Annotated in this window: 14 protein-coding genes; 8 read left to right on the plus strand and 6 right to left on the minus strand. The window is 65.2% G+C overall.

Annotated elements, in window-relative coordinates; translation table 11 throughout:
* Positions 1-90 precede the first annotated feature (90 nt).
* The 3 genes from ACKWRH_RS10320 to ACKWRH_RS10330 all read left to right on the plus strand — a co-directional run bounded on the left by ACKWRH_RS10320 (position 91) and on the right by ACKWRH_RS10330 (position 4785).
* The gene (locus tag ACKWRH_RS10320) at positions 91-1752 is read left to right on the plus strand and encodes an electron transfer flavoprotein-ubiquinone oxidoreductase (protein ID WP_445220420.1); all 1662 of its coding nucleotides are present in this window, start codon (positions 91-93) and stop codon (positions 1750-1752) included.
* 329 nt (positions 1753-2081) lie between these two features.
* Positions 2082-3875, plus strand: a complete 1794-nt coding sequence (locus tag ACKWRH_RS10325) for a tetratricopeptide repeat protein (RefSeq protein WP_445220421.1) — start codon at positions 2082-2084, stop codon at positions 3873-3875.
* 25 nt (positions 3876-3900) lie between these two features.
* Positions 3901-4785 (plus strand): 4-(cytidine 5'-diphospho)-2-C-methyl-D-erythritol kinase, encoded by an 885-nt coding sequence (locus ACKWRH_RS10330; RefSeq protein WP_445220422.1) that lies wholly within the window; start codon positions 3901-3903, stop codon positions 4783-4785.
* A 125-nt stretch (positions 4786-4910) separates the two neighbouring features.
* Here ACKWRH_RS10330 and ACKWRH_RS10335 read toward each other — a convergent pair whose 3' ends face one another.
* The gene (locus ACKWRH_RS10335) at positions 4911-5783 is read right to left on the minus strand and encodes an alpha/beta fold hydrolase (protein WP_445220423.1); all 873 of its coding nucleotides are present in this window, start codon (positions 5781-5783) and stop codon (positions 4911-4913) included.
* Positions 5784-6267: 484 nt separating this feature from the next.
* Here ACKWRH_RS10335 and ACKWRH_RS10340 point away from each other — a divergent pair, with 484 nt between their 5' ends.
* Positions 6268-6531, plus strand: a complete 264-nt coding sequence (locus tag ACKWRH_RS10340) for a hypothetical protein (RefSeq protein WP_085402592.1) — start codon at positions 6268-6270, stop codon at positions 6529-6531.
* A 38-nt stretch (positions 6532-6569) separates the two neighbouring features.
* Here ACKWRH_RS10340 and ACKWRH_RS10345 read toward each other — a convergent pair whose 3' ends face one another.
* From ACKWRH_RS10345 to ACKWRH_RS10365, 5 genes are all read right to left on the minus strand, one after another.
* A complete protein-coding gene (locus ACKWRH_RS10345; protein WP_445220424.1) occupies positions 6570-6986 on the minus strand; it encodes a RidA family protein in 417 nt (138 codons plus the stop codon).
* Between the two features lie 72 nt (positions 6987-7058).
* Positions 7059-7691, minus strand: coding sequence for a LysE family translocator (locus tag ACKWRH_RS10350; protein WP_445220425.1), 633 nt, complete (start codon positions 7689-7691; stop codon positions 7059-7061).
* 44 nt (positions 7692-7735) lie between these two features.
* A complete protein-coding gene (gene fabF / locus ACKWRH_RS10355; RefSeq protein WP_445220426.1) occupies positions 7736-8998 on the minus strand; it encodes a beta-ketoacyl-ACP synthase II in 1263 nt (420 codons plus the stop codon).
* A 1-nt stretch (position 8999) separates the two neighbouring features.
* Positions 9000-9515, minus strand: coding sequence for a winged helix-turn-helix transcriptional regulator (locus ACKWRH_RS10360; RefSeq protein WP_247314264.1), 516 nt, complete (start codon positions 9513-9515; stop codon positions 9000-9002).
* Positions 9516-9919: 404 nt separating this feature from the next.
* Positions 9920-10927 carry a polyprenyl synthetase family protein gene (locus ACKWRH_RS10365; protein ID WP_028153885.1) on the minus strand — a complete coding sequence of 336 codons (1008 nt, stop codon included), beginning with the start codon at positions 10925-10927 and terminating at the stop codon, positions 9920-9922.
* A 133-nt stretch (positions 10928-11060) separates the two neighbouring features.
* Between ACKWRH_RS10365 and ACKWRH_RS10370 the strand changes: the two genes are divergently transcribed.
* The 4 genes from ACKWRH_RS10370 to ACKWRH_RS10385 all read left to right on the plus strand — a co-directional run bounded on the left by ACKWRH_RS10370 (position 11061) and on the right by ACKWRH_RS10385 (position 13467).
* On the plus strand, positions 11061-11288 hold the full coding sequence (locus tag ACKWRH_RS10370; RefSeq protein ID WP_014497336.1) for a putative signal transducing protein: 228 nt from the start codon (positions 11061-11063) through the stop codon (positions 11286-11288).
* The gene (locus tag ACKWRH_RS10375; RefSeq protein WP_445220427.1) at positions 11281-12111 is read left to right on the plus strand and encodes a tRNA1(Val) (adenine(37)-N6)-methyltransferase; all 831 of its coding nucleotides are present in this window, start codon (positions 11281-11283) and stop codon (positions 12109-12111) included. Before ACKWRH_RS10370 ends, ACKWRH_RS10375 begins: the two co-directional genes overlap by 8 nt.
* Positions 12112-12262: 151 nt before the next feature.
* A complete protein-coding gene (locus ACKWRH_RS10380; protein WP_445220428.1) occupies positions 12263-13171 on the plus strand; it encodes a S49 family peptidase in 909 nt (302 codons plus the stop codon).
* A 104-nt stretch (positions 13172-13275) separates the two neighbouring features.
* Entirely contained in the window at positions 13276-13467 is a 192-nt protein-coding gene (locus ACKWRH_RS10385) for a hypothetical protein (protein ID WP_445220429.1), read from the plus strand.
* Positions 13468-13472: the final 5 nt, after the last annotated feature.

The raw sequence follows: 13472 nt of genomic DNA on the forward strand, positions 1-13472 counted from the left end.
GTGGAACGCATTTCCGTGGTTGTCCTACCCGGAAAAATCGGAAACAAGGGGGCGCAAATGACGAGGAACCGTCTCAAGGGCTGAGATCAGATGAGCACCGAAGAACTTCCCCCGCGCGAATCCATGGAATTCGACGTCGTCATCGTCGGTGCCGGCCCGTCTGGCCTGGCGGCTGCGATCCGGCTGAAGCAGCTCAATGCCGATCTCAACGTCGTCGTGGTGGAGAAGGGCTCCGAGGTCGGTGCGCACATTCTCTCCGGCGCCGTGATCGATCCGGCCGGGCTCGACAAGCTGATCCCGGACTGGCGCGAGGATTCCGATTGCCCGCTGAAGACGCAGGTGAAGGACGACCGCTTCTACTGGATGACGGGAGGCGGCGCGATCAAGCTGCCGAACTTCATCATGCCGCCCCTGATGGACAATCATCACTGCTATATCGGTTCGCTCGGCAATGTCTGCCGCTGGCTGGCACGCAAAGCCGAGGCGCTTGGCGTCGAGATCTATCCGGGCTTTGCCGCAGCCGAGGTGCTCTATGACGAGCAGGGCGCGGTGAAGGGCATCGCCACCGGCGACATGGGCATCGGCCGCGATGGCAGGCCGAAGGACTCCTTTACCCGCGGTATGGAATTGCTCGGCAAGTACACCCTGTTCGCCGAGGGCGCGCGCGGCAGTCTGACCAAGCAGCTGATCGCGAAGTTCGCACTCGATTCCAACAGCGAGCCGCCGAAGTTCGGCATCGGCCTTAAGGAAGTCTGGCAGATCGATCCCGCCAAGCACCAGAAGGGCATGATCCAGCATTCGTTCGGCTGGCCGCTCGACCTGAAGACCGGCGGCGGCTCATTCCTCTATCACTACGACGACAATCTCGTCGCCGTCGGCTTCGTCGTGCATCTAAACTACGACGATCCGTATCTGTCGCCGTTCGACGAGTTCCAGCGCTTCAAGACCCATCCCTCGATCCGCGGCACCTTCGAAGGCGCCAAGCGGCTCGCCTACGGCGCGCGCGCCATCACCGAAGGCGGCTATCAGTCGGTGCCGAAGCTCACTTTCCCCGGCGGCGCGCTGGTCGGCTGCGCGGCCGGCTTCGTCAACGTGCCCCGCATCAAGGGCGTGCACAATGCGATGGGCACCGGCATGCTCGCCGCAGAGCATGTCGCGGCGGCCGTTGCTGCCGATCGCGCCAATGACGAGATCGTCGATTACGAGAGCGCCTGGCGGTCCTCGTCGGTCGGCAAGGATCTGTTCCTGGTCCGCAACGTCAAGCCGCTATGGTCGAAGTTCGGCACCGTGCTCGGCGTCGCGCTCGGCGGCTTCGACATGTGGTGCAACACGCTGTTCGGTGCCTCGCTGTTCGGCACGCAGGCGCATGCGAAGCCCGATCGCGCCACTCTCGATCCGGCCAAGCAGCACGCGCCGAAGAACTACCCGAAGCCGGACGGCAAGATCTCGTTCGACAAGCTCTCGTCGGTGTTCCTGTCCAACACCAATCATGAGGAGGACCAGCCGGTCCATCTCAAGGTCGCCGACATGAGCCTGCAAAAGACCTCGGAGCACGACGTCTTCGCCGGTCCCTCGAATCGCTATTGCCCGGCCGGCGTCTATGAGTGGGTCGAGGAAGGCTCGAGCCCGCGCTTCCAGATCAATGCCCAGAACTGCGTCCACTGCAAAACCTGCGACGTGAAGGACCCCAACGGTAACATCACCTGGGTTCCCCCGGAGGGCGGCGGTGGCCCGAACTACGAGGCCATGTAAGCTAGGCCATGTAAGCCGGGATCATTGGACCAAAGCGATCAAGCCGGGGCCAATGTGACGTGCCCCCGGCATTGTGACGCACGTTCGCGTGAGAACTGGCCCGGGGGTGCGGTCCGCGGCCACGATAAGGCCATACTGGCAGCGTCTTGGGGCGTTGTCGGCCGATTTGGGGCGTGCGGAGGGGATCGCATGCCCGAATCCTTGCGGTGAAGCGCCAAAAGCGGCATTGTCGGCCCGACGGTTCCGGGTCCCCATGCCACCGGCCGCGTTCGCATGCGATACGGCCTACTGCTGCAAACCCAGGCACTACAACTCAAGGCGAGCCCCTGATGTTCTCAAATCGTTTCAACCGCTGGACTGTTGCTGCCATCGCCCTCATGGGCACAGCGATCGCGACGGTCCCCGGCGCGGTGCTGGCGCAGACGCCGGATCATCCGTCCGACACGGCGGCGCAATTTCCGACCCGGAACGATCTGAAGTCGCTGACGACCTCCGGCAGCTATCTCGCCGCCCGCCACGCCAGCGTCGAGCGCGATGCGGCCTCGGCCGCCGCCTTCTACCGCTCGGCGCTCCGCACCGATCCCAAGAACAACGAACTGCTCGATCGCGCCTTCATCTCGTCGGTGGCCGACGGTGACATCGACGAGGCGGTCAAGCTCGCCGAGCGCATCCTGACCATCGACAAGACCAACCGCGTCGCGCGCCTCGTCGTCGGGGTGCATGATCTCAAGATGAAGAAATACGCGACCGCGCAAACCAATATCAACCAGTCGATCCGCGGTCCGATCACCGATCTCGTCGCCACGCTGCTGTCGGGCTGGGCCGCCTATGGCGCGGGCGATGCCAAGGGCGGCGTCGCCACCATCGACAAGCTCGCCGGTCCGGAATGGTATCCGCTGTTCAAGGACCTCCATGCCGGCATGATCCTCGAGCTCTCCGGCAAGGAGAAGGACGCCGGCATCCGCTTCGAGCGAGCCTACAAGCTCGACGATTCCATGCTGCGTGTCACCGAGGCCTATGCGCGCTGGCTGTCGCGCAACAAGGATTCCGCGGCCGCGACCACCGTCTACCAGGCTTTCGACAAGAAGCTCGCCCGCCATCCGCTGATCGTGGAAGGCCTGCGCGACACCAAGGCCGGCAAGAAGATGCCGCCGCTGGCCGACTCTGCACAAGCCGGTGCCGCCGAAGCGCTCTACGGCATCGGCGCCACGCTGACCCGCCGCGGCGGCGAGGATCTGGCGCTGGTCTATCTCCAGCTCTCGCTCTATCTCCAGCCGACCCATCCGCTGGCGCTGCTCTCGCTCGCCGATCTCTATGAATCGGTGAAGCGGCCGCAGATGGCGATCAAGGTTTATGAGCGGGTGCCCGCGACCTCGCCGTTGAAGCGCAACGCGCAGATCCAGCTCGCGATCGATCTGGATTCCGCCGACCGCACCGACGAGGCGATCAAGATCCTCAAGGGCGTCACATCGGACGATTCCAAGGATCTCGAAGCCATCATGGCGCTCGGCAATATCGAGCGCGGCCGCAAGAAGTTCGGCGATTGCGGCGCGACCTATTCGCGGGGCATCGACGTGCTGCCGGCCGGCAACGACAAGGCCAACAGCGTCTGGTATTATTATCGCGGCATTTGCGAGGAGCGCTCCAAGGAGTGGAGCAAGGCCGAAGTCGACATGAAGAAGGCGCTCGAACTCCAGCCCGACCAGCCGCATGTCCTCAACTATCTCGGCTATTCCTGGATCGACCAGGGCGTGAATCTCGACGAAGGCATGAAGATGATCAAGCGCGCCGTCGAACAGCGTCCCGACGACGGTTACATCGTCGACTCCCTCGGCTGGGCCTATTACCGCATCGGCAATTACGAAGAGGCGGTGAAGAACCTCGAACGCGCGATCGACCTCAAGCCCGAGGATCCCACCATCAACGATCACCTCGGCGATGCCTATTGGCGCGTCGGCCGCACGCTGGAAGCGAAATTCCAGTGGGCCCACGCCCGTGATCTCAAGCCCGAGCCGGAGGAGCTTCCGAAGATCGAGGCCAAGATCGCCAACGGTATGACCGACGATTCGAACTCTTCGGCCGCGCAGGCGGACAAGAAGAAGGACGACGGCAAGGGCGGCTAAGAGTGCGTTTGGGGGCTGATCGCCAATGTCGGCGTTGATTGAAGAGGGGCGCGCGAAGGTCAATCTGAGCCTTCGCGTGGTCGGCCGTCGTGCCGACGGCTATCATGATCTCGAGAGCGTGGTCGCGTTTGCCGACTGCGCGGACCAGCTGACGCTGGAGCCGGGGGGCGAGCTGAAGCTCGTCGCCACCGGTCCGCTGGCCGCGGCCTGCGGCGACACCGCGGACAATCTCGTGGTCAAGGCGGCCAGGCTTCTGGCCGAGGCCGTGCCGAACCTGAAGCTCGGGGCCTTCGCGCTCGACAAGGTGCTTCCCGTCGCGGCCGGCATCGGCGGCGGCTCGGCCGATGCAGCGGCGGCGCTGCGGCTGCTCGCGCGTCTCAACAATCTGTCGCTCGATGATCCGCGCTTGCAGAAAGTCGCGCTCGCGACCGGCGCCGATGTGCCGGTGTGCCTGGTCTCGCGTGCCTGCGACATGACCGGCGTCGGCGAGCAACTGCTGCCGCTCGCGCTGCCGAGCATGCCCTGCGTGATGGTCAATCCGCGCGTGCCGGTCGCCACCAAGGACGTGTTCCAGGCGCTGGGCCTGCGCAACGGCGAATTGCTGGTGGGCGCCACTTCCGTCCTCGACGCGCCGGCCTGGCCGGACGAGGGCGCCTCCATCGCCGATTGGGTCGACGTTCTCGAAACCGTGGCCAACGATCTCGAAGCCCCTGCGTTGCGGATCGAGCCCGTGATCGGCGAGGTGCTGGAGGCCTTGCGTGACTCCGCCGGCGTCAAGCTTGCCCGCATGTCCGGCTCTGGCGCGACGTGCTTTGCGATCTACGGCGCAGCGAACGAGGCGCATGCCGCCGCGGAAAAGATCCGGCGCGACCACCCCGGCTGGTGGGTGCATGCGGGGACGTTGAGCTAGGTTTTTCGCCGACGACGGTGCCGTAGGGTGGGCAAAGCGAAGCGTGCCCACCAAACTTATTCTCGCAATCTGGCTTCGTGGTGGGCACGGCGCTTTGCGCCTTTGCCCACCCTACGGCAGTGAAGCTAGCCGCCGTCTTCGGCCAGCCCGAGAAACCGCCGGATCTCACTCAACACCTCTTGCGGCTTGTCATGCTGCAGCCAGTGCCCTGCGCCGGCGATGGTCTCGATACGCGCCTGCGGGAAATAGCGCTCCAGGCCTGCGGCCCTGGCGCCCGCGAGAAAACTTTCTCCGGCATTCAGCAGCAGCGTCGGACTGGTGATGCGCGACCACAGCGCCACGTGATCGTCCGGCCAGAGCCGGTGCGGCGCAGAGGCGCGCTGGTAGGGATCGAACTTCCAGCTATAGGTACCGTCCTCATTCCGCCGCGAGCCGTGCGTTGCAAGATGCAGCGCGAGGTCGCGGGCGAGGCGCTTGTTGTGAAGCACCATCTGCGCGGCCGCGTCTTCGAGGGTCGAATAGCGGCGCGGCGTGCGGTCGTGCAGCCTGTCGAGCTGGCCGACCCATTTGCTGATGCGCTCATGCGTCGGCGCTTTGGGGGTGTCCGGCAACATGGTGACGCCGTCGAGGACGACGAGCTTCGTGACCAGCTCGGGGAACGACCCCGAAAAGATCAGGCTCACCATACCGCCCATGGAATGACCGATGAGAGTCACTTGAGGCGCTGCGATGCTGCGAATGAGCTGCGCGAGATCATAGACATACTCGGTCAGCGCGTAGCTGCCGCCCTTGGTCCAGTCGGAATCGCCATGACCGCGCAGATCGGGCGCGAGCACGTGAAAATGCGGCTGAAGCGAGCGGGCGATGGCGTCCCAGCTTCGGCAATGATCGCGGCCGCCGTGGACCAGGATGGCGACGGGCGCGCCGTCATTGCCCCAATCGGCATAATGCAGCCGCAGGCCGTGTGACTCGTAAGTGCGACTTTGCGGGGCAAGCATCGGGCGCCGATCCTTCGAAATGCCGGACGAGATAACAGCGCGACTGGAGTAGCCTGCTGCCGGCCATTCCACAAGCAAGCCGCAGGTCACGGGCGCTTCGGCGGCGAGCTCGTGCCGGCAAGGCGGCGCATGGCGCGTCGGTGCTGCCGGGTTTTGCGCATCTTCGCGTCGTGACAGCGACGCGCGGTGCGCGACAACGACCTTTTCAGGAGGCGATAACGCGACCAGGACATCATCCGCATCGAACTCTCCATCGCAACAACCATGGGTGAGCCGCGAGCGATGGGTCGTTCGAATTCCGCGCGTTACATCTTGGTCATTACGGGTTGGAGAGTCTTTCGGGGCGATGGCGACAATGTTGCGCGCACACCGTCATCGCGAGCGGATCGGCCTCATCGAATTCGTTCATCGGTATTAAACCTGCGTAAGGCGCCGAACGCAGGACGCACTCGTCGCCTCCAACGGATGTTAGGAGGTGAACATCATGAAACTTGTATCTGCGTTTGTCGGCCTTGCCGCGCTTGGCGGGGTCACGCTGTCGAGCGGGGCTGCGTCAGCAGCACCGATCGAGGTGCCGACCGGCTATGTCTGCAATGAATGGGGCCATTGCTGGCAACGCCACTACCATGGAGGCTACTACCATCCGCACTACTGGGGTGGTTACGGCTGGCACCATCATTGGGGTGACGGCTGGCGCTGGCATCATTGGGCTCGCTGGCACCGCTGGCATCATTGGCACCACTGGTGAAATCCGAGAAAGGGGCTTCGGCCCCTTTCTTTCTTCGGCTATCGCGTTGCCGACGAGGCTGCTTGTCTCGTTACAGCCGTCAGATTCATGGTCAGCATGACGCCAGGTTTCGGAAGCTCCTGCACGGCAAACACGGTACGAGCGGGCCGGTGCTCCCCCATCATATCGACATAGGCTGCGTTCATCGCGTCGAAGTCCGACATGTGCTTGAGAAATACGTTGATGTGGGTGACGTGGTTGAGGTCGGAGTCCACCGCAGCCAGCATCGCCTCGAACGATCTGAAGATTTGCCGCGTCTGGGAGGCGACATCGGCGCCGGCCAGCTGTCCCGTCTCCGGATCGAAGCCCGCGGTCCCGCCGATCCAGATGTGTTCGCCGACCTTGGCAATGTGATTATAGGGTCCGATTGGTTTTGGCGTGTTCGGTGGAGTTAGCGTTTCTACCCGTGATGTCATCGTCGACCTCGCTCCATGGATCGCCTTCCAATGTACAATGGAAGATGGAGCAAGCGCATCTGCTAACCATCGCTAGCCTTGCACCGGCCGCCGCGCCAGCGCGAGCGAGAGGCCAAGGCCGGCGATGAAGACGCCCGAGCCCTGCGTGAGACGCCGCATCAGATGCGGCCTGCCAATCAACTGCGTGCGCGTTGCAGTTGCCATCAGCACCACGACGACATCGGCGAGCGTGTTCAGGATCACCGAGATCGCGCCGAGCACGATGAATTGCAGCGTGGGGCCCGACCCCGCGGGATCGAGGAACTGTGGAATGAAGGCGAGGAAGAATGCGGCGGTCTTCGGGTTCAGCGCCTCGACCAGCACGCCGTCGCGGAACGCGCGCCTGTCGCCGACAGGCTCGCTCTCCAGCGAGAGCGCGCGGCCGGCGCTGCGGAAGGTCTTGATGCCGAGCCAGACCAGATAGAGCGCGCCGATGAATTTTACGACGGCAAACAGCTCCGCACTGGCAAGGATGATCGCGGAGATGCCGAGGCTGCCCGCGACGACATGAACCAGCCCGCCCAGCGCCGTGCCCGCGGTTGACGCAAAGCCGCTGGCGCGCCCCTCCGACAAGGTCCGTGCCGCGACGTAGAAGATGCCGGGGCCGGGAACGGCGGCAATGAGACACGCTGCGGCCAGGAACAGCCAGAAATTCGTTTCGATCATCCCGTTTTGGTAACGAAGCGTGCTGCGATTGCAAGGCCTCTTGTTCAGCCCATCCGGCGGAAGATCACGCTGGCATTCACCCCGCCGAAGCCAAATCCGTTGGAGATGGCGTTGAGCATCGGCATCGGCCGCGCGCTGTCTGAGACGATGTCGATGCCCTCCGCGCCGGGATCTGCGTTTTCGAAGTTGCGCGTCGGCGGCGCGACCTGGTCGCGCAAGGCGAGGACGGTGAAGATCGCCTCGAGCCCGCCGGCGGCGCCGAGCAAATGGCCGGTGGCCGATTTCGTCGCGCTCACCGCGATGTTCCGGTTGTGGCCGAACAGCGCGGCGATCGCGCCGAGCTCGCTTTCGTCGCCGGCTGGCGTCGACGTCGCATGCGCGTTCAGATGCTGCAAATCCGCGGGCGCGAGCTTCGCCTGGCGCAGCGCAATCTCCATGGCACGGCGGGCGCCATCGCCGTCGGGCGGGCCCGACGTCATGTGATAGGCGTCCGCCGTCGTGCCGTAGCCCACGACCTCCGCAATCGGGGAGGCGCCGCGCGCCAGTGCATGCTCCAGCTCCTCGATCACGAGGATACCGGCGCCTTCGCCCATGACGAAGCCGTCGCGGTCGCGATCGAACGGGCGCGAGGCGCGCGCGGGCTCGTCGTTGAATCCGCTCGACAGCGCGCGGGCCGCGGCAAAGCCGCCGATGCTGACGATATCGATGCAGGCCTCCGCGCCGCCGCAGATCGCGACATCGGCTTCGCCTGCGCGGATCATGCGCGCGGCATCGCCGATCGCCTGGACGCCGGCGGCACAGGCCGTCACCGGTGTGCCCAGCGCGCCCTTGTAACCGTATTTGATCGAGACGTGGCCGGCGGCGAGATTGGCGAGAAACGAGGGGATGGTGAAAGGCGAGAGCCGGCGCGCGCCGCGCTGCTCGGTGATGCGCACCGCCTCCGCCATTGCCGGGAAGCCGCCGACGCCGGAAGCGATGATCGTCGCGGTTCTCTCCAACGACGTCGTATCCTGCGGCGTCCATCCGGCCTGCGCGACCGCCTCTGCGGTCGCGAGCAGGGCGAACAGGATGAAGCGGTCCATCTTGCGCTGGTCTTTTGGCGCGGCGGCTTGTGCGGGATCGAAGCCGCCTTCGGCATCGTCAGCCTTGTCGGGCACGAGACCGGCTATGCGCGCGGGCAGCGCCTGCGACCATTCCGGCAGAGGGCGCAACCCGCTCTGGCCGGCCAGCAGCCGGCGCCAGGAGAGTTCAACACCGCAGCCGAGCGGCGACACCGCGCCCATTCCCGTCACGACGATACGACGCATGTCAGTCTCCAGCCGGCGCAACGGCCGGGTTCATGGCTTTGAGCGAGCCGAGCCGCTTGCGCATCCCGCGACTGGCGCGGGGACCCGGGACGACGACCGCATTGGCGAGGGTGATCGGACGCATGTCGGCGGCATCGACCACGATCGGATCGAACGGGCGGGCGTCGCTCCGATTCGCCAGCACGATGGATTCGCCCTTGGGCGCGAGATGCCTGTTGCCCCAGGCCAGCAGCGCCACGACCACAGGGAAGAAATCCCGCGCCTTCTCCGTCAGCACGTATTCGTACCGCGGCGGCCGTTCATGATAGCGGCGGCGGACGAACATGCCGCTCTCGGTGAGATGGGCCAGGCGCCGCGACAGGATGTTCGGCGCGATGCCGAGGCTTTGCGAGAACTCGTCGAATTTCGTCGCGCCCTGGAAGGCATCCCGCAAGATCAAGATGCTCCACCATTCGCCGACCGTCTCAACGGCGCGCCCGACCGGGCATTCCAGGATGGAGGGGGATTTGGGCTGCATGGCGGGAAGGTAGGGGAGTGGCTTGCAAAATGCAAGCTACTGGGTGAGCAGCAGCAGGTGTGGAGGAGTGTTTGGTGAGAACGCCGTGGTCGGGTTAGTGGTGGGATGTGCGGCGGGGACCTGCGCAAATGCTCTCGTGCCCTGGACGCAGCGCAGCGCCTCCTGGCGGTGCGCTGCAGTGCCGGGGCCCAAATTGCTGATCGCTGCGTGTCGCGTGGGTCCCGGCTCTGCGCAGCAGCGTTTCACGCTGCAGCGCGTCCGGGAGAAGAGAGGGAATGCGCCGCTGCCTAGCTCTCCGTCATTGCGAGCGTAGCGAAGCAATCCAGACTGTCTCTGCGGACGGATTCTGGATTGTTTCGCTAGGCTCGCGATGACGACGTGGAAAGAGAGTCAGCCTCTGTCGCCTAATGCGACCGGGCCAGACAGAACGCGACCACCTGCTCCAGCGCGCTCTTCATCGGCGAGGACGGGAACAGTGCCAGCGCGTCGACGGCCATGGCGCCGTAGTGCTGGGCGCGGCTGAGCGTATCTTCCAGCGCACGGTGCTTGTTCATCAGGCCGAGGGCGTGGTCGAGATCGGTGTCGCCGATCTCGCCGCGCTCCAGTGCGCGGATCCAGAAGGCGCGCTCGGTGTCGTTGCCGCGGCGGAAGGCGAGCACGACCGGCAGCGTGATCTTGCCCTCGCGGAAATCGTCGCCGGTGTTCTTGCCGAGCTTTGCGCTCTTGCCGCCATAGTCGAGCACGTCGTCGACGAGCTGGAAGGCGATGCCGAGATTCATGCCGACCGAGCGGCACGCGGTCTGTTCCGCCTTGGGGCGGTTGGCGATGACGGGGCCGACCTCGCAGGCGGCCGCGAACAGCTCCGCGGTCTTGCCGCGGATCACGGCGAGATATTCGTCCTCGGTGGTGGCGGTGTTCTTGGCGGCGGCAAGCTGCATCACCTCGCCCTCGGCGATGGTGGCGGCGGCCGCGGAGAGGATGTCGAGCGCGCGGAGCGAGCCGACCTCGACCATCATGCGGAACGCCTGGCCGAGCAGGAAGTCGCCGACCAGTACGCTCGCCTCATTGCCCCAGAGCATGCGCGCCGACAGCTTGCCGCGGCGCATCTCGCTCTCGTCGACCACGTCGTCGTGGAGCAGGGTCGCCGTATGCATGAACTCGACGCTTGCTGCGAGCTTGATGTGACCGTCGCCGGTGTAGCCGGCGAGGTTGGCCATGGCGAGCGTCAGCATGGGCCGCAGGCGCTTGCCCCCGGAGGAGATCAGATGGTTGGCGACCTCCGGGATCATGGTTACGTCCGACCCGGTCCGCGACAGGATCGTGGCGTTGACGCGCTCCATGTCACCGGCGACAAGGGCAACCAGCTCTTCGATCGACGCGCCGGGAGTTTCGAAAGGTACGATGACGGCCACGCCGGTCTCCAATATTTGCCCCGGAAGGGCTATTCTGATGGAAAGACAATAGAAACTGGCAGCGGATGCGGCAAGTGCCGCGGAACCATTGACATTTGCCGCTTTAGCCCCTTTCAGGCAGGAGACCTGCGTTTTGCGTGAACTGGTTCGGACCAACGACATGGTGCTGGTGTCGGCGATCGGCGCGCTGCTCGACGGCGCCAACATCCATCATCTGGTGCTGGACCAGAACATGAGCATTATCGAGGGCTCGCTGGGTATTCTGCCGCGGCGGATCCTGGTCCATGAGGACGACGCCCAGGAGGCCAGGGAGCTTCTCACCGAGGCCGGCCTCAGCCATGAACTGCGCGGCGATGATTGACGTCGTCACAGACTTCACCGAAGACGCCTTTCTCGGCGGGCAATTGCGCTTGAAGCAGAAGCGGTCCGGCCACCGCGCCGGGCATGACGCCATCCTGCTCGCGGCGGCGACAGAGGCTCAGGCGGGCGACCGTGTCGTCGATCTCGGCGCCGGCGTCGGCACGGCCGGGCTGGCGCTCGGCCGGCGCGTCGCCGGTATCGGGCTGAGCCTGGTCGAGATCGATCCGGAACTGGCGGAGCTTGCACGCGCCAACGCGGCGGCGAATGGAATTGCCGCGGACACGATCGTGCTCGACGTCACGGCGGACGCGCAGGCGTTTGCGGCAAATGGCCTCGTGCCCGACAGCGTCGACGTGGTGCTGATGAACCCGCCCTTCAACGATCCCGCACGCCATCGCGGTTCGCCCGATCGGGCGCGCCGGACCGCGCATGTTGCGAGCGAGGAGACGCTGAATGCATGGGTGCATGCGGCGCGGCGCATCCTCCGATCGGACGGCGCGCTGACCCTGATCTGGCGCGCCGATGGGATCGCGGAGGTTTTGACTGCGCTGTCACGCGGCTTCGGCAGTCTGTCGATCCTGCCGGTTCACGGCGAGGCGGGACGACCCGCGATCCGCGTGCTGGTGCGCGCAGTCAAAGGCGGCCGGGCTCCGACGCGACTTCTGCCGGGCCTCATGCTCAACGACGAGTCAGGCGTGCCTAAAAATCAGGTGACGGAGATTCTGGAGGGGAGGGCGTTCTTGCCGCTGGCGGAGCCACGACGGCTTACTGCGGAAGCGATTCCGACTGCTGCTCTTGCGGGGTCGTCAGGCGGATCGCCATGAACAGCGCACCGACCAGCAGCAACAGCAGATAGATTTTCATGGTGTTCTCCGCTGCCTCATTGCAGCTTCCCAACGGGGAATCTGCAAAACACGTTCCGGGCACTTCCAATGACAGTCGCGTGATAAGAAATGGTTAAGCAGAGGTAACGGCATGGCCGAACAATTGAACGATCGTGAGGGTTCCGGCCTGGCCGACAAGCTCATGCAATATCTGCCGGCGCGCTTCCGTCCCGGCACGGCGGTGGTGCCGGTGGTGCGGCTGTCCGGTGTCATCGGTGCGGTGACGCCGCTGCGCCCGGGCATGACGCTTGCTGGCGTCGCGCGGGTGCTGGAGCGAGCGTTTTCGTACCGGAACGCCAAAGCGGTGGCGCTGGTGATCAATTCGCCCGGCGGCTCGCCGGTGCAGTCGCGCCAGATCTATCTGCGCATCAAGCAGCTCGCGGCGGAGAAGAAGCTGCCCGTGCTGGTGTTCGTCGAGGACGTCGCGGCGTCCGGCGGCTACATGATCGCCTGCGCCGGCGACGAGATCATCTGCGATCCGTCCTCCATCCTCGGCTCGATCGGCGTGGTCGGCGGCAGTTTTGGTTTCCAGGAGGCGATCAAGCGGCTCGGCATCGAGCGGCGGCTCTACACGGCCGGCGCGCACAAGGCGATGCTCGATCCGTTCCTCCCGGAAGACCCCGACGACGTGGCGCGGCTGAAGGCGCTCCAGCGCGAGATCCACCAGATCTTCATCGCGCTGGTGAAGGAGAGCCGCGGCGCGCGGCTGAAGGGCGCCGACGACACCCTGTTCACCGGCGAATATTGGGCCGGCGAGAGTTCGATCGCGCTGGGGCTCGCCGACGGCATCGGCGACCTCCGCTCAACTCTTCGTGCCCGCTATGGCGAGAAGGTTCTCACCCCCGTGATTGCCCAGCCGACCGGTTTGCTCTCGGGCCTTCTGGGGCGGAAATCTCCCGGTGCGGGCCAGCTTTCGGCCATGGAAACAATGGCCGGCCTGCCGGACGAGCTGATCTCGGCGGTCGAGACGCGGGCGATTTGGGCGAAATTCGGGTTCTAGGCGACGCGCTCCCGCGCCATTTGGTCCGGGCCGAGACAATTGCGGCGCGGCCCGGTCTGCGCAAGAATGTGCGTGGGGGCTGAGTACTAGACAAGGATCGACCGATGCCGCCGTTCGTCGCTTTCGCGGGCGTCTTGGGCGGGCTTGCCGTGGTCCGCTGGGCCTACAAGACCGCTGTCCGGATCAACCAGGAGCTGGAGGAGATGCGCCTGTCGCGCGTCGCTGAAGCCGCCCATGCCGGGGATATTCAGAAGCTGAAACGTGACCCCGTGACCGGAGCTTATCGGCCCGGCTAGGCCGC

The sequence above is a fragment of the Bradyrhizobium sp. Pa8 genome (assembly GCF_052588265.1).

Bases quoted from the DNA above. Each gene is read 5' to 3' on its own strand.
- ACKWRH_RS10320 (WP_445220420.1), top strand. From the start codon at position 91: ATGAGCACCGAAGAACTTCCCCCGCGCGAATCCATGGAATTCGACGTC.
- ACKWRH_RS10325 (WP_445220421.1), top strand. From the start codon at position 2,082: ATGTTCTCAAATCGTTTCAACCGCTGGACTGTTGCTGCCATCGCCCTC.
- ACKWRH_RS10330 (WP_445220422.1), top strand. From the start codon at position 3,901: ATGTCGGCGTTGATTGAAGAGGGGCGCGCGAAGGTCAATCTGAGCCTT.
- ACKWRH_RS10335 (WP_445220423.1), bottom strand. From the start codon at position 5,783: ATGCTTGCCCCGCAAAGTCGCACTTACGAGTCACACGGCCTGCGGCTG.
- ACKWRH_RS10340 (WP_085402592.1), top strand. From the start codon at position 6,268: ATGAAACTTGTATCTGCGTTTGTCGGCCTTGCCGCGCTTGGCGGGGTC.
- ACKWRH_RS10345 (WP_445220424.1), bottom strand. From the start codon at position 6,986: ATGACATCACGGGTAGAAACGCTAACTCCACCGAACACGCCAAAACCA.
- ACKWRH_RS10350 (WP_445220425.1), bottom strand. From the start codon at position 7,691: ATGATCGAAACGAATTTCTGGCTGTTCCTGGCCGCAGCGTGTCTCATT.
- fabF (WP_445220426.1), bottom strand. From the start codon at position 8,998: ATGCGTCGTATCGTCGTGACGGGAATGGGCGCGGTGTCGCCGCTCGGC.
- ACKWRH_RS10360 (WP_247314264.1), bottom strand. From the start codon at position 9,515: ATGCAGCCCAAATCCCCCTCCATCCTGGAATGCCCGGTCGGGCGCGCC.
- ACKWRH_RS10375 (WP_445220427.1), top strand. From the start codon at position 11,281: ATGATTGACGTCGTCACAGACTTCACCGAAGACGCCTTTCTCGGCGGG.
- ACKWRH_RS10380 (WP_445220428.1), top strand. From the start codon at position 12,263: ATGGCCGAACAATTGAACGATCGTGAGGGTTCCGGCCTGGCCGACAAG.
- ACKWRH_RS10385 (WP_445220429.1), top strand. From the start codon at position 13,276: ATGCCGCCGTTCGTCGCTTTCGCGGGCGTCTTGGGCGGGCTTGCCGTG.